This is a genomic window from Paenibacillus polysaccharolyticus (genome assembly GCF_023714295.1).
Classification (GTDB): Bacteria; Bacillota; Bacilli; order Paenibacillales; family Paenibacillaceae; genus Paenibacillus; species Paenibacillus polysaccharolyticus_A.
The window spans coordinates 182761-203297 of sequence record NZ_JAMAUN010000011.1; the positions used below are offsets into that span (position 1 = coordinate 182761).

Genomic DNA, 20537 nt, shown 5'->3' on the forward strand with positions numbered 1-20537 from the left:
CAGTCAATTCACTGATGGTTTTCCCCGTGTAAAAACCTGGCCCAAAAATCCCATAACTACCGGCACCGCAATACATCTGCTTACATCAGCTACTTACTTCTTTCTCCCGGATGATCACTCGTTTTTCCTATTATTTCGTAACCTCTGCGCGGGCTTTTACCCATTTATCATTCAGGTCTTTCATGATGTCATCATACGATTCGCTTCGGTTACCGATAGCTGCTTCAATAATTCGTTTCTTGAAGTCAGGTTGCCAGAGGCCAATCTCGCCTTCGTTATCGATTTTGTCCATCAATCCCTCTTGCCCCTCTTTAGCCGGAGTTAAAGTAGAGAATTTTACATCTTTATACTGATCCAGAATCGGCGGAAGCTCTGCGCTCTTGTCCGCACTCATGCCTCCTCCTTGCTCAACCGCATAGTTGGATTTCGCCAGGAACCAGTCGATCCATGCTTTTGCCGCAGGTTTGTTCTCGCTGTTCACATTCATGCCGATGTTGTAATCCGCGGACAGCGGTACGATTACATCGCTAGCATTAGTCGGGAAGGGTAAGAAACCAATATTTTCTGGTTTATCTGTCATGCCTTGAATCTGTGTAATCGCCCATGATCCAAGAGCCATCGTTGCAATTTTGCCATTAGCCAGATCTGCCTTGGAACTCTCCCAGTCTGTTGTTGTTGGATCTTTCTCGATCAGGCCGTTCTTCGCTGCATCATAAAGCACTTTATATAGCTCGTAATGTGGTTTCCCTGGCACGAAATTCTCATCCGTGTTTGGTTGATCCACGTTGACATAATCTACACTGCCCGCAACCGTCGGCAGGTCGGCCTCCCATTGGGTAAGTGCCCAACCGGATGCATAGTTTGTATAGAGCGGGATCGCATCCGTGTTGTCTTTTACCTTCTGAAGTGCTGCCTGGAATTGCTCTGGTGTCTTCGGAAGCTCGGTGATGCCCGCGTCTTTGAAGACTTGTTTGTTATAAATGATACCGGAGAACGTAATAACGGTTGGAATGCCGTATACCTGACCATCCACCATCCGCTCTTCAATAGCGGTATATTTGCCTTTCAGTTCATCATATGTGCCAAGCGGTTCGAAAAAATCAGGGATATCGGCAATCGGAACACTGGTCGGAATCATAAGTACATCGCCGTAATCTTTGGTGCTCATCCGAATCTTCACCTGTCCCTCGTAATCAGCCAAAGCCTGGAAATTCACTTTCACATCCGGATACTCCTTAGTGAATTCGGCCGCATAGTCCTTGAATACGGTATCCACAATATCTGTACGTTGCGTCAAAACGGTAATTTCGCCCTTAATATCTGCCGGATCTGTGCTGATCTCTTCTCCCGACTGCGTACCCCCTCCTGTTGAACACGCTGCAAGTAGCGAAGTGATAAGTATCATTGTGAGCAGCGATACCCAGCCTTTATTTTTCCTCATTTGTTCCGACCCCTTCCTTAATTAAATTAAGTTATCGTTAAGGTTACAAAATAGATTCTATTATGGTAGCGTTTACCTGTCAATTGAATTATTTATTACTTCAACAAAAAATGAAAGTTATATTTCGTTGACAAGGTAATTTTATGGAACTAATATTACTTTATAAAGTTACCGATAACTTAATTTAATTGAATATGATTTTGTATGGAAGAAGGGACGCTCTGGATGACTCATAAGATGAAGCAGCTTCAAACAGAAATTGCGGAGCATTGGAAGACGAAGATTATGCCGTTCTGGTCTAAGTTAAAAGATGAAGATCATGGTGGATTCTACGGCTGGGTTGGCAACGATCTGCAGATCAATCGTCAGGCACCAAAAGGCGGGATCGCTACAGCACGGCAGCTCTGGTCTTTTACCGCGGCCTATCGGATAACCCGTGAGGACATCTGGCGGGAGCACGCTGAACACGCCTATCGTTTTCTCACTGGACACCTGATAGACAGAGAGCACGGAGGGATGTACTGGATGGTCGATGCCACTGGTGAAACGCTGGATACAAGTAAACATGTGTATACCCAGTCCTTTGGCGTATATGCGCTCAGCGAATACTATCGTGCAACCCATGATGCTTCTGCGCTGGACTTAGCGAAAACGCTTTATATGCTGATTGAGAGCAAAGGGTTCAACACAGAATCATCTGCTTACAAAGAGCAGTTTGACCGATGTTGGAATGAACAGCCGAATGAAATGTTGAGTGAAAACGGGGTCATTGCGGATTACACGATGAATACGCACATTCATGTGCTGGAAGCCTACACCACCCTATACAGGGTGTGGCCGGACCCACAAGTAAAAGCATCTCTTGAGCGACTGCTCGGAATTCTGTATGAACGGGTATATGACAAGAACACCAGGTTCCTCGGGGTATTTTTCAACAAAAGGTGGGAATCCATCATTGATCTGAGGTCATTTGGACATGACATCGAGGCCAGCTGGCTGATTGACGAAGCACTCAAGGTACTGGGACTTGAACATCATCCGCAGTATGCCGCCATGGTTACGGATATCGCATACAACATTATGAATGTAGCTGTACAGTCGGATGGTTCACTTATGAATGAACAGGAAGGCAAGCATGTAGATACCACACGCATCTGGTGGGTTCAAGCGGAAGCGATGGTTGGTTTCTATAACGCCTATCATCGCACTGGGGATTCTAAATTTCTGGAAACGGTCGAACAGTTGTGGAATTATACGCAGACGCACATCGTGGATTCCCGGCCAGGCGGTGAATGGTACTGGGCTGTGGACGAAAATGGCACACCTGATCAGCACGAAGTAGCCGGACCGTGGAAATGCCCTTACCATAACAGCCGATTTTGCATTGAACTAATGGAGAGGATGGGATAAGCATGATACACCCAAAATACAAATTGTTACTGGAACAGCAGGAGCAGCTTTTGTCACGTCAAAATGAGGTGGATTCTTCCTTCTACAATGGCGTTTACCAGCGTTATCGGTATCCGGTCATTACACGCCATCATGTGCCACTGCACTGGAGATTTGATCTAAACGAAACAACGAATCCGTATTTCATGGAACGTCTGGGCATTAACGCAACACTCAACCCGGGAGCAATCTATCACAACGGAAAATACATTATGGTCGTACGCACGGAAGGACTGGATCGGAAATCGATCTTTGCCCTTGCAGAGAGCGACAACGGCGTAGACGGATTCCGCTTCACCCGCAAATCGCTTGTCTGGGACGATATCGATGCAGCGGAAACCAATCAATATGACATGCGTCTGGTTCAGCATGAAGACGGCTGGATCTACGGCATCTATTGCTCGGAACGCAAAGACCCGGATGCGCCTGCCTTCGATACCTCCAGCGCTGTTGCACAGGCGGGTCTGGTTCGCACACGTGACCTGACCCGTTGGGAACGCCTTCCGAATATTACGACGAACTCCCCGCAGCAAAGGAATGTGGTGCTGCATCCCGAGTTTGTCGATGGTAAATATGCTTTCTACACACGTCCGCAGGATGGATTTATCTCCACAGGCAGCGGTGGCGGTATTGCCTTCGGTCTGTGCGAGGATATCCTGAATCCGGTTATTCACGAAGAGATCATTATAGATGAACGGAAATACCATACGGTGTATGAGGTGAAAAATGGTCAAGGCCCTGCCCCGATCAAAACAGACCGCGGCTGGATTCATATTGCCCACGGCGTACGGAACACCGCAGCAGGTCTTAGGTACGTACTGTACACCTTCGCCACCGATCTGCATGATCCGGCACGCATCATCGCCAAACCGGGCGGGCACTTCATTGCCCCTTATGATGACGAGCGCGTAGGCGATGTATCCAATGTTATTTTTTGCAACGGTGCCGTGGTTAATGAGAAGGGTGAAGTCTTTATCTATTATGCATCCAGTGATACGCGCTGTCATGTTGCCACAACCACGCTGGAGCAATTGATGGATTACACGTTTAATACTCCTGCTGACCCTTATCGTTCCCTGGACTGTTCCAGCCAGCGTGGAAACCTGATTGAGCAGAACGAACGTTTATTGCAAGAACAGTAACATGAACAATGCACAATCTAACCCCGCTGGCTTCCGTAATTGCGAAAATAGCCCTGCAACGCCTGGAATCGCTTTATTCCAGTTGGGTTAAGATGTATACTGAAATGGATTGTGATTATGTTGAAGAAGCGGTCAGCATAATGACATCACATTGTATTTAAACCGGCTTGAAGGAGGCGACCAAAGCTGAAGAACAATATCACCATGCGGGATATCGCCGACAGGCTCGGGGTCAGCAGTGTGACCGTCTCGAAAGCGTTGAATGACAAAGAAGGCGTCAGTGGCGAATTAAAGGAAAAGATTAAACAACTTGCCGTCCAGATGGGTTATCGGTATAACGCCACAGCCCGTTCAATGAAGGAAGGCTTAACTCATAATGTTGGTGTAATTATCCCGGAGCGGTTTACCGGTCCTACGCAATCGTTCTATGTACGCGTGTTCCAACGCATTACCAAACATCTGGAGGATCAGGGGTATTACGGTATTCTTCACATTTTGAACAGTGAGGATGAAGAGGAGCTATCCCTGCCCAAACTGTACAGTGACAGCAAGGTTGACGGCTTCATTGTGCTGGGTCAGGTCAGCAAGGAGTATATTGAATTGGTGCAGTCGATGGACGTACCTAAGATGTTCCTCGATTTCTACGATGAACATTCCGATATCGATTCCGTTGTGACGGACAACTTCTATGCCGCGTATGAAATGACAAACTATCTGATCCAGCAGGGACACCGCAGTATTGCTTATGTAGGTAATCTGTATTCGACTAGCAGCATTCAGGATCGTTTTCTAGGTTATTATAAATCTTTGCTTGAGCACCGGATGCCCATGAACCCGGATTTGGTGCTTAATGATCGGGATGAACGAGGTACGTTTATCGAGATCGATCTACCAGAACAGCTTCCCACCGCATTTGTCTGCAACTGTGATCAGGTTGCTCATCTGCTCGTGCAGAAGCTGACTTCACTGGGTATTCAAGTGCCGGCCCAATGCTCTGTCGTTGGGTTCGACAATGATATCTACGCCATGCTGTCTGAACCTAAACTCACCACAGTTGAAGTAGATATCGAACAGATGGCACGGACGGCTGTTCAATCCATGCTCAAAAAGATCGACAACCCGAACCGTAGCTTCGGTCGCGTTCATGTAAAGGGCAATATCATCTATCGTGAATCAGTAAGTGTTGCACCAGAGACTCAACCTCAAGTGACAACAACGACACAATAATAATGAAGCAGGAGACCACTGAACATAAAGCCTTTAAGCCATGAACAGTAAATTGAAGGCATTTGGAGCTGAGGCAAGTAACATGGACAAGTAACATGGACAAGTAACATGGACAAGTAACATTAAAAACAAGCGCCCCCGCAACAACTGCAGGATCGCTTGTTTTTTTTACTTATTTTTAATCGTTAGATTGTACGGAGCACTTCACTCAATAGCTTGTCTTCAGCCAGTTGTCTTTAGACCAAGTTAACTTTCCTGCTCCTGCACCGTTGGAAGCAGTGAGACGTGCATTCAGTGTAGATGGATCATCTGTCTGGTAGCTGTATGGAAGGGAACCAAAACCATTCCACGAGAACGGTTTGATGACAGCCGGAACAGGTGCAAGTGGACTACCTGCTGTGTCACTATTACCACGGAAGGAACTTCCATCTAGAGAGTAAATCGTATCGAGCACACTGATTTTTCCGGTGTATGTGGCGTTGGTCGGATCTGTCTGATTGTTGCGTACAGGATACTGCACATCCTTGATTACTGATTTTTCAACTAACACTGCGCCACTTTCGGTGGAGATAGCCCCATTGCTGGTAATACCGAATTTGTAGCCTTTAGATGCAATGGCTGTGGCCATAGCGTTAGTAATGCGCGCTTGAGCTGAACGGGCATCTGTAGCATCCATGATGATGTTATAGGCGTGGGCATTACCGCCACGCAGACGAGGCATGCGATCCTGAATGTCTTTATACAGGTTATGATGCAGAGTAATCGACAGGTTAGCGTTAGCCGACTCTAGACTGGTTGCACCGACGAGATGCCCTTTTTTCTGCGGCCCGGCGATAGCGATGATATCTTCTTTGCTTAAACCGACCGCACTGCTACGCAGATGGTTATACATTGGATAGGAAGATTTATTGGCTTCCAATTCGTTAATCTGACGGGTAACCCAGCTGTTCGCGCTGCCGTCATCCCCTTTGAAGGTGGACCAGGAGATAGTTACACCGCTTGTTCCCTTTTTCGAATCGACGAGTCCATCATAGGCTTTGTTAAACGTGCAGTGATCGATCCACACACCGCTACTGTCCTCCAGAGTAATGTAATCCCAATCGTTTTTGTCATAATCCCCTTTGGTCGATTCATCCCATTCCCAGAGCTCATCGAATTCCAGGTTACGAATAATCACGTTGGAGCTTCGTTTCACCGTGATGGCAGCGTGTTTGATCTTGGAACCATTGGCCGAGAAAATGGTTAGGCCGTTGAAGCCGTCCACCGTAATTTTGCTGACACCCGTCTGCTTCAATACCGGATGTGTCAGTGCATCGTTATGCTTCGCGAAAGGCGAAGTCTGTGCGGCGCTAGGAATCTCGTTCCATCCCAAGTTGAGGTCGTTCATAATTTCAACGACTTTGACACCGGAGTTCTTTTTCAGAGCCAGCGCCAGATCGGTGGCATTATACACTTTTTTATACGTAGACGTGCTCGACTCACTGATGATTCCGCCGCCTGTGTTCCCTTGGGAGAAACCGGTCAGATTGTAATCCGCGTTGCCCGCTGCCTGCACACTCGCAGGTCCGGATAATAAGGTGAACCCTAGCGTAAGGGCCAGAGCCGTGCTACATAAACTTCGTACTGTTTTTTTCATCGAATTGATTCCTCCCGATAGTATGATGATGAATGATGAGTTGTCCTGCCTGTCTCTCTGCGGCATGTCATGTCGCAAGTGACATATTCACAATGTAAATGTTGGAATCGATTACAACAATAATCCTGATTTCACATCCCTTTGAGAACAGCCGACAGGAGGCAAATGGTACCCGAAACAACCTGGCATCGTATCAAGTTAACTTGTATAACGGGGTTTGATGTAGGAATGGGAAATCCGTGAAGAGAATAACACGTGTGCAGATAAATGAAATAAAAAAGACAGGACCGCATCTAGTGCAGACCTGCCCGATTTTACTTTTTGATGGAACGTGTCCAGAAGCCGCCATGGAACTGTTTGGGCTCAACGGTGATGACAAAAGCTTTGGGATCGAGAGCCAGAATGGTCTGGTAGAGCAGTTTCTGGTTTTTGCGTTTCGCCAAAATTTCCATAACCAGCCGATCTCCGTCTCGTCCGCTACCAACCCATGAGGTTACACCATACCCTTTATCGCGCAAAGCATTTGCAAGCCCTCCGTCCATCTGGTTGCAAATCACTTTTACGGTAACGTAACCAAGCGCAATTTTTTCCTCAATCCATGCTCCGAGCAGTACTCCAAGCCCGTATCCCACGGCGTATACAATCAGCGCAGACGGCTGGGTCAAATAGCTAAGTACCAGATTCAAGCCCAGTACATAGATTACAATCTCACCCATACTGATCAGGGCAGCGATGTATTTCTGTCCTTTGAGCGTTAAAATCATGCGAAGGGTATAGGCCGATACATATACAATCTGAATCAAAAAGATAAATAACAAAATTTTAAGCAATGACGATCCCTCTTTCCTAGACCTTTTCAATGAATCAGGGCCTTTGTTACGTGTTGCATGGCGAACATTTCCATCTTATTGGAGATGCGTTTAACAACCCAGGCTCATGTAGTCCATCATATTCCTCTATCTCCATCATTGGACGTTATGCCCTCTTCCTAAACGGTTTGATGTAAATTTCCGGGCATCTATCCGGTCCGGCTATGCCGGAACTGCCATTATAAAACCGTTTGTGTCGATGTTCAACCCGGCGATAGTCCCAGGGGCGTAATAACCGTAGCGCGAATATGATGTATAAATCACACTGGATTTAGGGTGATCCCTTATCTTTCGAGCCATGCAAGAGAAATATTCGAGCCAAAATACAGACGGGATGCACGTTCTATAAGGAAATCCGTTGCCTTTATTGAGTACAGGACGAATGAACTTCAAAGGAGGAGTGTTCCATGGAAATATGGCGGGAGATGGAGCAGGAAGGTATGGAAAAGCTTGTTTTTTGCCACGATTCCTCCAGCGGACTTCAAGCAATCATTGCCATTCATAACACAACTCTTGGTCCAGCTCTGGGTGGATGCCGCTACTGGGCCTATACATCCAAAGAAGAAGCAATCCGGGATGCGATAATGCTGGCCAAAGGCATGACCTACAAAAATGCCATGGCGGGTTTGCCCTATGGCGGAGGTAAGGCTGTTGTCTGGGATGTGACCGGTGCTTCGGAGCAGATGACGACGGGGGAACGGGTCGGCGGAGAGCAGGCGGACTCCGTGAAGAGCGATACGCTTGATGGGGCGATGCTCGACTCGAATAAAGGCGATATGTTTGGTGGGACGCTGATTGAATCGGTTAATGGAGACGCGTTTGGTGAAGGGCTAGTGAACTTATCAAAGAATAATACACTGGGCAAGATGCTGGCAAACTCAGGAATGGACGAAGCAGGCGAAGCGAACAACGGGATCATAGCGGAGAATTCGGAAGACGAAACACAAACACAAGCACAAGACAAAGTGTGGATGGACACAACGAAAGATGGCTCTTTTAGCAGGACGCAAGCAGACTCGTCAGTAGATGGTACGTTTGGCCAAGGTCTGGCAGATCCAGCGAAGAATAAAGAAATTCGCGCATCGCAGTTTCGGGCTCTCGGGCGATTTCTGGAGCGATTACAAGGTCGCTTCGTGACAGGTCTGGATCTGGGCACAACGGCGGCAGACATGGACCAGATCCGGGTGGAGACGGCATATGTGACGGATACCACGGGTTCCCTTGGCGCACAGGATGACTTCACTGCCGACATGACCGCCTACGGCGTGTACATCGGCATTGTCACCTCTCTGCGCCACCAGGGCGTAGCCGATCTGCAGGGCATTCCCGTTGCCGTCCAGGGACTGGGCAAGGTCGGGCATGCCCTGTGCCGTTACCTGCATGCAGCCGGGGCACGGCTGATCGTGGCAGACGTTGTACTGGAACGGGTACAACGTGCCCTTGTGCAGTTCAGCGGCGCCATTTCGGCCGATCCGGCCCGTATTCACGCCGCTGACTGCAAGGTGTTCGCCCCCTGTGCCCTAGGGGGTGTGGTCACCCCGGCGACCGTGGAGGAGCTTCGCTGCTCCATTGTCGCCGGGGCGGCCAACAACCAGCTGAGTGAACGACAGCTGGTTGCTGGCCGCATGCAGGCGCGCGGCATTCTGTACGCGCCTGACTACGTGCTGAGCGCAGGCGGCATTATCAGCACCGCCTGCGAACTGCAGGGAGCTGGGCCTGACCTGATCCGCCAGAAAGTGGCGGGGATTGCGGGCACGCTCAGCAAGGTATACGCAGAGGCTGCGCGATCTGGAATCTTCACAGCAGATGCAGCCGATCGTCTGGCCGAGACCATTCTCGAATCAGGCCAGACCGACTAGGCCCAATAATTCACACCTAAAATGTCTTTGTCTTTCATGGATAAGGCGAGTACTGATTAGCATTTTTATTCGGAGCCAGGTAGAACTCTTTATTCTAAAAAATGTTTCCCTCCTGTTCTCACGCTTGCATTTACATTTACACTTTCACTTACATCTACACCTGCACCTGGTTTTGCATCTAAAACTGTATCTGTATCTGCATTTACACTAACATCTGCCCACCAGTTAGTTGTCGCCACACTCTAACGATCACAGGAGACGTTATTTGGCCCATTTTGCATGTTGTACCAGGCTAACGATCTCCAGACACGCTATTTTGCAAAAGTCCCCTCTTTTTCGGGCTAAAACCCCTCTTTTGCAGAAATAAGCTTCCGGGTGATCGTTAGAATTCCTGAGATCCACTTTTCGCCCAAATAAGCTCATCTGAGATCGTTAGAATCACAACTCACGTTCGCCTCTACTGAACTTAGGGTTACTTGATTGAGTTACTTATTTAATCTACTGCACATCCGCTCAGTTGTTTGGGCTACTCATCCAATCTATTGCACGTTCACTTACTTGTTTAGGTTACTTGTCCATCTATTGCAATTTGAGTTACTCACTATACCTAATTCAGTCACTATTTACGCTTTGTTTGCAATGTTTGCTTTGTTTATTTCGTTTACTTTTTGTTTGCTAATTCTCTTCATTTCTTCATTCCTTTCATACACTTTATTTTAAGCTCCCCTACTCCATCCCCTCACTTCTTCCCTTGATTAACCAACCTCGTTATGTAATAGAGCCCCGCGTGCGGGTAGTTGCAAGATGCTCACGGGGCGAAAATAAATACTCACTTCCATCAATCATGCTTAGACCCACTACTTAAAATTACACGGCTTAAGCCAGCGACCAGTTCAATCAGGCTAACAACTCTGAAAGATACATCGGTGGACTCCAGCTCAAACGACCACAGACGACTTGACCACTGGTTTCTTCACACGATACAACAGCGTCCACAGCAGCACATTCGCCAAAATCAAGATCATACCGTACATCCAAACGCCTCCGGAAAAGGAGCGAAAAAGGACATGAGCACCCCACAGTAAAGCGAACACAGGCAAAGCAGCGAAAATATACCAGCCGTCACTTTGCTGGGCCACACTGAACGATTGGGAGAACGGCGGCTTTTGCAGCATAAATTTCCCGGATACCGGGATTAGCGCCGTAGCTGTGAGCAGAATAATCGCAATGTCCGGCAAAATCCGAAGTCCAAATGTCCATGTGAAAACAACCGCATTCAACAGAAATACCGGTATAAATATGTTGCTTAGAAAAGCCTTCAGGGCGCCTCGATATAATACATTTTCATTCACTATTGGCGCCACGCGAAAGATCCATGATGCCTTGTACTGGCCAGAATATTTCAGCATGATTACGGTGGTTACCAAAAGAACCAGCATAATGTATAAGGTGTACATAAATGAACTTTGCCTGAATGCTTCCCAGGTCGATGACTGTAAAGCCGTATACCAGAAAATATAAGGCATCACTAACGAAAAACCTAGCGAAGGGTATACTTTAAGCTTGAATTCCCGTTCATTGCGCATCATGCTGGCTGACAGACGAAAGCAGGCTTGTTCTTCGGTAGAGCGACTGAACAGCTTGGCAAGCATGCGGTCCCACGTTCCTCGGCGGCGACTCGATGTCTGGCCGGAATGAGCCATTTTTTCTAAATACAGCTCAAAGGATGGCATAAGCTTCACATATACGATCAGGCATATCAACGGAACAACAACAGTCAGCGCTGTTAACGTATAGATCCACACCCCGCCACGACCTGCGAACAACCAATCGTATGCAGCAGCATACCATAGCGGAGGTAACAGCAGTTGCCACCATTCCGGCGTAAAAGCTACTTTAAAATCAATAATATCGAAGGAACGAACGACAAACTGATATCCAATCGCAATCCCCACGGAAAGCAAAATCTGCACCATATTAATCATGTCTTTCAGCTTCTCCCCATCCAGAAACCTCATCATGAACAGATAGATAAGAGATGTGCTCACCAGAATCAGGATGCTGATCAGAATAATCTGTAATAGAAAGAGTAGAAAGAAACCAATCCCGTGCGTAACAAGCCCGGCGATCAGCGGCGCAGCCGTCACTGAACCTGTCAGCAGCACCAGATAGACTCCGGCATGAATGGCTCTCGCCATACCCACCGTTCGCGCATTAACAGGTTTGGTCAAAATAATATTTCTATCCCGGATGTCGAGAAGTACGGATGAAAAATCCGAAATCATCGACGTCATAATCATAAACATAAGCACGCCAAACAGAATGCCCATCTGAAGCATGAATTGTCCTGTATCCCAGACGACAAAGGGAACCATGATTGCTCCCATCAAGGCATACAGCCAGAGAGAGCGAACATACTGGTTACCTTCTTTGTTCTCCTTGCTCTTTGACCTTCCAGCCATAATCGTAGGCACTCTGCGCTGATCCATCTGGAACTTCACCCGTAAAATAAGGCGTAGCACATCATAATCAGCACCCGTCTTGGTAATGATTGGCCGAAAACGATCCAGAACTTGGAGCGTACGAAAATCGGAGGGTTTCGCCATATTAGTTCACCTCCTGCACAATCGACACAAAGCGCTCAGCAATCGCCTTATGTTCATTAAAGCCTGTCAATTGATTAAACACTTCCTCCAGTGACCCTTCCATCGATTGTTGCTGGAGTTGCTTGAACGTGCCATCTGCCACGACACGGCCCTCGGCTATCAAGACAATCCGGCTACTGATCTTCTCCACCACATCCATAATGTGTGACGAATAGAAGATCGTTGTGCCTTTTGCGGACAGCTGTGACAAAATCTCTTTCACCACCATTACACTGTTGGCGTCCAGCCCGCTCAGCGGTTCATCCAGAAACAGCAGATCAGGATCATGTAACAGAGCCGAGATTAACAGCACTTTCTGACGCATCCCTTTGGAGAAGGAGGCAATGCGGGAATGATATGATTTTTCCAGTCCAAAACAATCCATCAGCAGCTTTGCTTTATAATCTGCATCTTCATAGGACAAGCCATACAACTCTCCCGTAAACGTCAAATACTCGGCCGGAGTCAATTGTTCATACAGTTCTGCCACTTCCGGCACATACCCGATTTTACGCTTATATTCCACACCGCCGTCTGCGATATCCTGTCCAAAAATCCGAACGTTCCCCACATACCCTTCCACTAATCCAAGCAATATTTTCACTGTTGTACTCTTGCCAGCTCCATTCGGACCGATGTATCCGATCATCTCTCCCCGATTCACTTCCAGGTCGATGCCGTTCAACACATAACGCCCGTTATACCGCATACGTAAGCCTTCAATTGACAGTACTTGTTCTCTAGTCGTTTCCGATCTCATTTGTTCACCAGCCACTTCGTTATCCAGCTCCTTGTCTATACTATTTCTACAATTCTACTAGTTTACCACAGTTTGGATTATAGGATCTATGAACTCTATAGAGTACGAAAAAAAGACGCTTCATTCGAAGCGTCTTTCCGCTGATACGATCGGTCTAAGCTGTATATACCGCAAACAGTGATCAGAGTCGAAAATCAATTCCATACTTCGCTGCAATTTATCAATTAATCCTCGTCATCAAAATCCTGATCAAACGACAACACCTTACCTGTGTTTGCGTCGATATCAACGTCTGCCTCACCTTGAGCTGTTCTCAGTTCAATCTCATAGACATAACGACCGTTATCACGGTCCAGTTCAACCTTGGTGACTTTGCCACCAGTCACTTGTTTCAGTGCAATGTTGGAAGCTTGTGCAACCGTCAATTTAACCTGATTGGAAGCAGACGCACTCGAAGAGTTACTTGTTCCATTATCACGATAATCATCATCGTCATCGTAGTCATCATCATTAACAACGGCTAAAACCTTACCCGTATAGGCATCCAACCTAACCGTCACATCCGGTTGACCTTTTCTGTCGATCTCGACTTCATAGAACGTTTGACCGTTTTTACGCTCCAAATCCACATCATCCACTTTACCTTCCACTGCTTTCAGCGCTATGGATTTAGCTTGGGATACGGTCAGCAGTTTACCTGTGTTGTTCTGGTTCGCACTCGTGGATTGTGTCACTGAGGCTGGTGCGGATTGTGTTGTTTCAGATTGTACTTTTGGCACCGGTTGCCCGTTCATATTGCCGCTAGCTGCAACAGCTGATCCACCAAGCAGCACCGCTGCGGACAAGCTGCCGATCCAAAGTTTATGTTTGTTCATCATCATCATTCATCTCCTCGTTATTGTTCTCATTCTCGTCTACATATTTAAAATAACCTAGGCGAATGAGAGATTAGCGAGAGAAAGATTAGAATTTGATGAGAAAATGAGGAGAGTATGCTTACACCTTTTTAGAGAACGGTAGAGTTGGATCTAAAGATGTTCACGTAGTTGAGCATCTCCTAATCGTCGTCCTTATCCCAAGTTACCGAACGTATGGCACCCGAAATCGCATTTACCTGCACCGTCGCCTCCCGGCCATCTTCCAGATCGATCTCAACCAAGTAATACGGATTGCCACTGTTCGTGCCACGTAGCTCCACATCATCCACTTCGCCAGGAACTCTCGCAAGTGCTTTCTGCTCCGCCTGCTTCTCACTTAGAAACTGTGGCTCTTTCTCCGTTGTTCCCCCGGCTTCTGATGAAGGAGTTGACTTGATTGCTTTGGAGGAGATAACCTCTCCTGTATAGGGATCAATCGTCAATTCTTGGCGGCTGTTATCCTTGCCTTTCACCACTGCGGTGTACACAGGACTGCCCTGCTGTTCAACCAATTCCAGCGATACAAGCTGCTCTCCGGCTCTTTGCTTCAACAATTCTGATTTCATCTGCTCACGACTCCACAACGTCTTCTCCTCAGACTGCGGATTCGCCTCCAGACGTTTGATCGATTGAACAGCCGCCGTAAATGCATCAACCTGCACATCGTATAAACCCGTCTCCGAGCGGAGCTGCATCAAATACGTACCGTCCTTCAGAGTAGTATGAATAATCTCCCCTGGATATTGATTCAGCACAGATTGTGCGACTGCATCAGCAGATAACTGCTCACGGGCTGGTTCCCACGGTTTCCACCACACCAGAGCTACAACAAGTGCGACAGCCAATGTTCCGGCCCCTAACCACAGTAACTTTCGAGTTCCTTTACCTGCATGATTTCTATTTATATTTTCCCCTCCACGCCTATGCTCATGTTCACTACGTGTCATTTCAGGCCGCTTTCCCTGCTCTGTCATGCGCACTCCCTCCTCACATTCTTCCATATCTTATCTGAGTATCCACATTGACACGTTATAAGTAGCTTTGTATGTCATCAGTATAGAAGAGAAGAATGAGAATTTCATGAGAGTGAGTTGCCCGGGCTGTCCGATTTGGCTCGCGGAACAATAATGCATGCTTCCGTGCCAACACCTTCGGTACTTATTAGCTCAATCTGTGCTCCCACAGCGCCTGCCAGCTCCTTGGCAAGCGACAGTCCGAGCCCAGATCCGCTAGTACTCCCGTTTCGGGTTCTGGAGACATCGACCTGGTAGAAACGGTCAAACACTTTCGCCAGATCCTCCTGCCGCATACCTATACCTGTATCCACGATCCATATCCGGCAGTTTTCTCCTTGGCTCTCCACCTTGACTTCAATGGCATCTTCACTATACTTCCGTGCATTATCCAGCAAAATAAATAGCAGCTGCTTGAGCTTGCTCTCATCACTGATCGCCCAGATGGGTCCGTAAGCGTCACAGCGCACTTCTCGGTGATATGCTTCGCGGAATGCACGCGTAGAATCCCCAGTTAGCTTCACAATATCTACGCGCTCCAGCTGTACATTCCATTGCTCCGGCTGCTTGGCCAGGAGCAGCAACTGCTCCGTCAACTCACGCATACGTACCGACTCCGACAGAATTGCTTCCACCGCTTCATCAAACACTTCAGGACGCTCCTTCCCCCGGCGCTTGAGCAAACTGGCATAACTCTCAATGATCGTCAGCGGTGTTTTTAGCTCATGTGATGCATCCGAGACAAAACGTTCCTGCCGTTCGAAATTCGACTCCAGCAGATCCATCATGCGATTAAACGTTTGTCCCATCGTGTTCAGTTCGTCCTTTGATTTTGCCTCCAGCGGAAGTCGCTTGAACTGCCCACTCGCTTGAATATCACTCATTGTACGTGTCATTTGCTGGATCGGTCTTGTCATGCGATTCGCCAAAATTCGGCTGGAGATCACGGCAGGAATCAGGGCAACAATAGTCACGATGACTAGTACTGTACGCAGGGTAGCAAGTCCACTCTCTGTTTCAGCTACACTCTGAGTTACCTGCAGATTTACCACTTCGCCATCCGGCCAGATTAATGGCATCGATACCCACACATATCCGACCTGATCCACCTGGGTATACTCTGCCTTCTTCTCATTCTCATATTGATAAGACAACTTGCTGAGTTGTTCGGATGCTCCCGTTGTGGTCACAGGTGAACTGCTGCCGTCTTCATGTACAATGCGTAGCATGCCATTCACGGGCGCATAAGCCCGGAGCAGATCGTCTGGCGGAATCGAGCCAGCGGACTGACGTACTCCTGCGACGATCGATTCGGCTTCTGCTTCGACTCGGCGAATCTCATTATTAATGGATACTCGCTCAAATACAAGGTAGACAGACAGATTCACTGCAATTAACAGCACGGCAAATAGAACCGACGAGTATCCGTAGATTTTACTGCGCAGGCTCATGTTTGCTCCTTCAGGACGTATCCTACGCCCCTTACGGTATGTATTAGAGGTGGCGTGAATCCGTTGTCCACCTTCTTGCGCACATAACGGATATACACGTCCACCACATTGGTATCGCCATAATAATCGTATCCCCACACGGATTGTACGATCTGATCCCGACTGAGCACCTGACGCTGATTGCGTAGCAGATACACCAGCAGATCAAACTCGCGAGGGGTAAGCTCTATAGATTGTCCCTTTCGGAAAACCTCGCGCGTCCCTTCATGCAGTTTTAAATCAGCAGCAGTTAACCACGCTGTGTCTGCTTCCTGCTGCTGACCTACTGACTCCTGCAAGGCTCCCTGCTCTGAGGTAGGATTCAAGGTCCTTGCAGAAGAGGCCGCGGCAAGTCGTAGCGCTGCACGAACTCGGGCCAGCAACTCTTCAATCTGAAAAGGCTTCGTGATATAGTCGTTGGCTCCAAGATCCAGACCCGACACTTTATCCTCTACTGAATCCTTCGCTGTCAGCATGAGGATTGGAATAGCTGCATCTCTGGCTCGAATTCGTCTCAAAACCTCGATGCCACTCAGACCAGGCAACATGATATCCAGTAAAATTAAATCCCATTGCCCCTCGCTATACTTTTCCAACCCTTCTGTTCCACTGTCTGCCTTCGTGACCTGATACCCTTCATACTGCAACTCCAGTTCAAGCAGTCGTGCAATTTTGGGCTCATCTTCAATGACCAGCACAGCTTCATTCATGCTGATTCCCCCTCACCCGTCATATCCTTCTCCCGTTAGTTTACAACATCTGTTTACAATTTGCCTAAAGCGTCCGATACTGAATGATCTCCGGCTATCAGATCAAAGGCCCTCCGATAGGTCTTCTCTTCCTGCAAGGAGGCTGCAATGACACGTGCCACATCTTCACGAGCAACGCTACCTGGTTTCAGGTCAGTACCCACAGCCACTTTGCCGGTTCCCGGTTCATTTTTCAGGCCTCCGGGACGGATGATGGTATAGTTCAGATCACTGGCGAACAATGCACGATCCGCAAAATGCTTGGCCACATAATACGGTTTGATCTCTTCCGGCCATTTACTCCGCTGATCGGCACCATAGGCGCTGACCAAAATATATCTGGAAATGCCCTGTTTTTCTGCGGCCTCCATCGTTTTCACTGCACCATCCAGGTCGATTAACAATGTTTTGTCCGGACCCGTTGAACCGCCTGAACCAGCCGTAAACACGATGGCATTCTGATCTTTCATCGCTTCGGCAAGCTCATCCACAGTACCCTCCAGATCGCCCATGACAACCTGTGCTCCAAGTTCCTTCAGTGCGTCTACCTGCTCCGGCTTGCGAATCATAGCCGTAACCTGATGTTTGCCTTCCTGTGCCAGCTGTTCCACCAAGTGTTTACCAATCTGTCCATTTGCTCCAATCACCAGTACGTTCATTGTTCATTCTCCTCTCAGGTTGCTCAAGAGAGCAATATCATTGCTCCCTGCCTGCTATATTGATGATTATCTTATAGACTTCTAATAAAGGCCTCATCCTATCTTTTAAACGAAAGCACCTGCTTTTAAGCGCTGGCTAAGTCGCTAAATCCTGCACACCTTAGGTCCTTACCGCATGGCCCCGTATCGCATCCTACCTCTGCAGACCATAAAGCCAACTTATATTGCGGCTCTGTGATACGTATCGTACTCAGGCATGGTCTCTTTACAGTCAATTCTGTTTTCTTCTCTTTCGGACTTCTGTCGGTTTCTATCGTTCCATTTAATATCTGTATAAAGCCCTTTGTTCATACCCGTGAGTATCTCCGCACATAGTCAATTCAAGAATGTTACATGAGATTGAGCTGTTCACTTTTCTATATGAATTAAACAGGTATCACCATCTGCATGAACAACTCTCTCCTTTTATCTATTTAGATTCATATCAAGCAAGTTCATGTCCAGAAGTGCATACCAAAAAAGGACGCCCAATGGGCGCCCTTTAACGTTTGTGCTATAGATTAATAAGCCAGTGCGAACAAGCCATGGATGTGGGACAGGTAACGGATGTTACTTGCTTCTTTCATCATGGTTGCAGGCAGACCTTTCAGACGAGTTTGGTTGCCACCGATCATGCCGACAGCATCTTTACGACCCAAACTTCCGAGTGTACCGGAGAAGATTGGCGAGAAGGATTCCATTGCGCCACCCTTGAACATTACGCCCAGGTTGTGACCAATAGTTTCACCCATTTGCCAAGCCAGTTGTGCCGTTGGAGGGTATGGACGAGCGCCTTCGCTAGGGAAAACTACTGCGCTGTCACCAGCAACAAACACATCTTTGTGGGATGTGGATTGCAGTACTTCCGTTACTTTTGCACGGCCGCGATCCACTTCAATTCCACTATTCGCAACAACGGCATTACCTTGTACGCCACCTGTCCATACGAGTGTGTTCGTAGGGATCGAGCTGCCGTCTTTCAGCAATACTTCGTTTTCTTTCATCTCAGTAATCGCTACGCCAACGATGAAGTTAACGCCGCGTTTTTCGAGACTGGATTTTGCACGATCAACCAATTCTGGTGGGAATCCAGCCAGAATGGATGGGCCTGCTTCTACCGTGTAGAGGGAGATATCGTTGAAATCGATACCTTTCTGTTGACATACGCCTGGCAGAAGGTCAGCGAATTCACCAACAAGCTCGATACCTGTCAAACCGCCGCCACCAATAACAAACGTTGCGTCTGCTTTGTTGCCCGATTGTTTGTAAGCATCCAGACGTGCTTCAACGTGTGCACGAATACGGTTTGCATCGCTAACCGATTTGAGCGTGAAGCTGTACTCCTGCAGTCCCGGAATTCCGAAGAATGCTGTTTCGCTGCCCAGGGCAACGACGAGTGCATCGTAAGAGTATGTGGAGCCGCTAGTCATTAGAACTTTTTTCTCGTCCGGCTTGATTGTATCCACCGTATCGATTTTCAGGTTCACATCTTTACCACGCAGCAATTTTTCAAGCGGGAGAGCAACAGCTTGCTCAGCAATGCTTCCTGCAGCAAGACGGTGCAGTTCCGTAATAATTTGGTGTGTAGGGTAACGGTTCACAACTGTAATTGTCGCTTCTTCCGGAGTCAAGTATTGACGCGCAGTCAGCGCAGTCAACAGACCGCCGTATCCTCCACCCAAGATCAAAATTTGCTTCGACATATCCATCCTCCGTTCTTTCTAAGTCTTAACGTTTCGGTTGTTGACGCTCGTTCAGGATGCTCAAGAAAGATTGAGCAAAACGAAGCGTTTGTTGTACGTTTGGATCTTTAAGCATTTTGAGCATAGCGAACAGGCCAACCGAAGATTGTTCGGTTTGCGCACGGTCATTTGCCTCGATGGCAGCAGAAGCTACACCTTTAGCTTTGTCTACAACAGGTTTAGCAAACTCACCCATTGCACTCATTGTGTCGCTGATCAGAACTTTGTCTGTAGCGATACCTTGTGCGAAGTCGTAAGCTTTCGTCATTGCTGTAACCATTTCAGCCAATTTAGGCAGGTTCTCCACCAATACAGTTAGAGACTCCTGTACCTCAGGCTTCATCAGTTGATCCAGTACGTCCAGGGACTGGCGCTCGGCACCTTCTGTTACTGGCACCTCTTGTTGAGTAGGCGATTGTGACATAAGAGAAAGTCCTCCTTTACTTTGGGATAGAAGTCCGCGACTTTCATGGTGCCTGTCAAGCTGAGCCGAACCACAAATACATCAATACACTAAATGTACCAAATTTCACACATTAGGATAAGAGTATCCAAAAAGACTACTCTCCGCATGCATGGTATGTTGGGTCTGTTGCGCACAACACATGTTCACGCACAAAACGACAAGCAGGCCGAAATCGAACTCTATACCCTTATATTACACCTCTTACACATGAACATGAAAAAGAAATTTTTTACACTTGTGAAGATATTGTGAACATTGTAACAAAATCGATTTTTTTGTCAAGGCGTGTTAGCTTATCACGACGGGTCATTTTTCCTTTCCAAAGGTCACAAGCTACCAGATGTAGTATTAAGACATGATCACAACAAACCATATGTACGAAAAGCACATATGAAAGTGCATATTGAACGTTTTTTCAGGAATGGATTTCCAAA

16 protein-coding genes and 1 pseudogene are annotated in these 20537 nt (G+C 47.6%); 5 read left to right on the forward strand and 12 right to left on the reverse strand.

Going from position 1 to position 20537, the window contains the following annotated elements; genetic code table 11:
• Window positions 1-130 precede the first annotated feature (130 nt).
• Window positions 131-1441, reverse strand: a complete 1311-nt coding sequence (locus tag M3629_RS22770; protein WP_251510574.1) for an ABC transporter substrate-binding protein — start codon at window positions 1439-1441, stop codon at window positions 131-133.
• A 237-nt stretch (window positions 1442-1678) separates the two neighbouring features.
• On the opposite strand from M3629_RS22770, the gene M3629_RS22775 reads away from it, so the two are divergent.
• From M3629_RS22775 to M3629_RS22785, 3 genes are all read left to right on the forward strand, one after another.
• Window positions 1679-2851: an AGE family epimerase/isomerase gene (locus tag M3629_RS22775; protein WP_251510576.1), complete on the forward strand. Its 1173-nt coding sequence runs from the start codon at window positions 1679-1681 to the stop codon at window positions 2849-2851.
• Between the two features lie 2 nt (window positions 2852-2853).
• Window positions 2854-4032, forward strand: a complete 1179-nt coding sequence (locus M3629_RS22780) for a glycoside hydrolase family 130 protein (RefSeq protein WP_251510579.1) — start codon at window positions 2854-2856, stop codon at window positions 4030-4032.
• 204 nt (window positions 4033-4236) lie between these two features.
• Window positions 4237-5259, forward strand: a complete 1023-nt coding sequence (locus M3629_RS22785; RefSeq protein ID WP_251510581.1) for a LacI family DNA-binding transcriptional regulator — start codon at window positions 4237-4239, stop codon at window positions 5257-5259.
• A 208-nt stretch (window positions 5260-5467) separates the two neighbouring features.
• Here the strand turns inward: M3629_RS22785 and M3629_RS22790 are convergent, their stop codons facing one another.
• Together M3629_RS22790 and M3629_RS22795 are read right to left on the reverse strand one after the other, a co-directional pair.
• A complete protein-coding gene (locus M3629_RS22790) occupies window positions 5468-6895 on the reverse strand; it encodes a hypothetical protein (protein ID WP_251510584.1) in 1428 nt (475 codons plus the stop codon).
• A gap of 314 nt (window positions 6896-7209) precedes the next feature.
• A complete protein-coding gene (locus M3629_RS22795; RefSeq protein WP_090921575.1) occupies window positions 7210-7725 on the reverse strand; it encodes a DUF2179 domain-containing protein in 516 nt (171 codons plus the stop codon).
• A 446-nt stretch (window positions 7726-8171) separates the two neighbouring features.
• Here M3629_RS22795 and M3629_RS22800 point away from each other — a divergent pair.
• Window positions 8172-8423 (forward strand): annotated as a pseudogene (locus M3629_RS22800) (Glu/Leu/Phe/Val dehydrogenase dimerization domain-containing protein); the annotation flags it as partial.
• Window positions 8424-8648: 225 nt separating this feature from the next.
• Window positions 8649-9623 carry a Glu/Leu/Phe/Val dehydrogenase family protein gene (locus M3629_RS28730; protein ID WP_353056771.1) on the forward strand — a complete coding sequence of 325 codons (975 nt, stop codon included), beginning with the start codon at window positions 8649-8651 and terminating at the stop codon, window positions 9621-9623.
• 938 nt (window positions 9624-10561) lie between these two features.
• Here the strand turns inward: M3629_RS28730 and M3629_RS22810 are convergent.
• From M3629_RS22810 to M3629_RS22850, 9 genes are all read right to left on the reverse strand, one after another.
• Window positions 10562-12229 (reverse strand): hypothetical protein, encoded by a 1668-nt coding sequence (locus M3629_RS22810; RefSeq protein WP_251510586.1) that lies wholly within the window; start codon window positions 12227-12229, stop codon window positions 10562-10564.
• A gap of 1 nt (window position 12230) precedes the next feature.
• Window positions 12231-13028, reverse strand: a complete 798-nt coding sequence (locus M3629_RS22815) for an ABC transporter ATP-binding protein (protein WP_251510660.1) — start codon at window positions 13026-13028, stop codon at window positions 12231-12233.
• Between the two features lie 224 nt (window positions 13029-13252).
• Window positions 13253-13912 (reverse strand): PepSY domain-containing protein, encoded by a 660-nt coding sequence (locus M3629_RS22820; protein WP_251510588.1) that lies wholly within the window; start codon window positions 13910-13912, stop codon window positions 13253-13255.
• Window positions 13913-14085: 173 nt separating this feature from the next.
• Complete coding sequence (locus M3629_RS22825) at window positions 14086-14919, reverse strand: PepSY domain-containing protein (protein WP_251510590.1); 834 nt, start codon at window positions 14917-14919, stop codon at window positions 14086-14088.
• Between the two features lie 104 nt (window positions 14920-15023).
• On the reverse strand, window positions 15024-16409 hold the full coding sequence (locus tag M3629_RS22830; RefSeq protein ID WP_251510592.1) for a sensor histidine kinase: 1386 nt from the start codon (window positions 16407-16409) through the stop codon (window positions 15024-15026).
• The gene (locus tag M3629_RS22835; protein ID WP_251510594.1) at window positions 16406-17158 is read right to left on the reverse strand and encodes a response regulator transcription factor; all 753 of its coding nucleotides are present in this window, start codon (window positions 17156-17158) and stop codon (window positions 16406-16408) included. Before M3629_RS22835 ends, M3629_RS22830 begins: the two co-directional genes overlap by 4 nt.
• Window positions 17159-17211: 53 nt before the next feature.
• Window positions 17212-17856, reverse strand: coding sequence for an SDR family oxidoreductase (locus tag M3629_RS22840; protein WP_251510596.1), 645 nt, complete (start codon window positions 17854-17856; stop codon window positions 17212-17214).
• Between the two features lie 560 nt (window positions 17857-18416).
• Window positions 18417-19598, reverse strand: a complete 1182-nt coding sequence (locus M3629_RS22845; RefSeq protein WP_123064009.1) for an NAD(P)/FAD-dependent oxidoreductase — start codon at window positions 19596-19598, stop codon at window positions 18417-18419.
• A 25-nt stretch (window positions 19599-19623) separates the two neighbouring features.
• Window positions 19624-20061 carry a DUF1641 domain-containing protein gene (locus M3629_RS22850; RefSeq protein ID WP_251510598.1) on the reverse strand — a complete coding sequence of 146 codons (438 nt, stop codon included), beginning with the start codon at window positions 20059-20061 and terminating at the stop codon, window positions 19624-19626.
• Window positions 20062-20537: the final 476 nt, after the last annotated feature.

Coding starts and splice junctions, on each gene's coding strand:
- M3629_RS22820 (WP_251510588.1), bottom strand. CDS start 13,912: ATGATGATGATGAACAAACATAAACTTTGGATCGGCAGCTTGTCCGCA.
- M3629_RS22850 (WP_251510598.1), bottom strand. CDS start 20,061: ATGTCACAATCGCCTACTCAACAAGAGGTGCCAGTAACAGAAGGTGCC.
- M3629_RS22815 (WP_251510660.1), bottom strand. CDS start 13,028: ATGAGATCGGAAACGACTAGAGAACAAGTACTGTCAATTGAAGGCTTA.
- M3629_RS28730 (WP_353056771.1), top strand. CDS start 8,649: ATGGACGAAGCAGGCGAAGCGAACAACGGGATCATAGCGGAGAATTCG.
- M3629_RS22845 (WP_123064009.1), bottom strand. CDS start 19,598: ATGTCGAAGCAAATTTTGATCTTGGGTGGAGGATACGGCGGTCTGTTG.
- M3629_RS22785 (WP_251510581.1), top strand. CDS start 4,237: ATGCGGGATATCGCCGACAGGCTCGGGGTCAGCAGTGTGACCGTCTCG.
- M3629_RS22810 (WP_251510586.1), bottom strand. CDS start 12,229: ATGGCGAAACCCTCCGATTTTCGTACGCTCCAAGTTCTGGATCGTTTT.
- M3629_RS22790 (WP_251510584.1), bottom strand. CDS start 6,895: ATGAAAAAAACAGTACGAAGTTTATGTAGCACGGCTCTGGCCCTTACG.
- M3629_RS22770 (WP_251510574.1), bottom strand. CDS start 1,441: ATGAGGAAAAATAAAGGCTGGGTATCGCTGCTCACAATGATACTTATC.
- M3629_RS22840 (WP_251510596.1), bottom strand. CDS start 17,856: ATGAACGTACTGGTGATTGGAGCAAATGGACAGATTGGTAAACACTTG.
- M3629_RS22835 (WP_251510594.1), bottom strand. CDS start 17,158: ATGAATGAAGCTGTGCTGGTCATTGAAGATGAGCCCAAAATTGCACGA.
- M3629_RS22775 (WP_251510576.1), top strand. CDS start 1,679: ATGAAGCAGCTTCAAACAGAAATTGCGGAGCATTGGAAGACGAAGATT.
- M3629_RS22830 (WP_251510592.1), bottom strand. CDS start 16,409: ATGAGCCTGCGCAGTAAAATCTACGGATACTCGTCGGTTCTATTTGCC.
- M3629_RS22780 (WP_251510579.1), top strand. CDS start 2,854: ATGATACACCCAAAATACAAATTGTTACTGGAACAGCAGGAGCAGCTT.
- M3629_RS22825 (WP_251510590.1), bottom strand. CDS start 14,919: ATGACAGAGCAGGGAAAGCGGCCTGAAATGACACGTAGTGAACATGAG.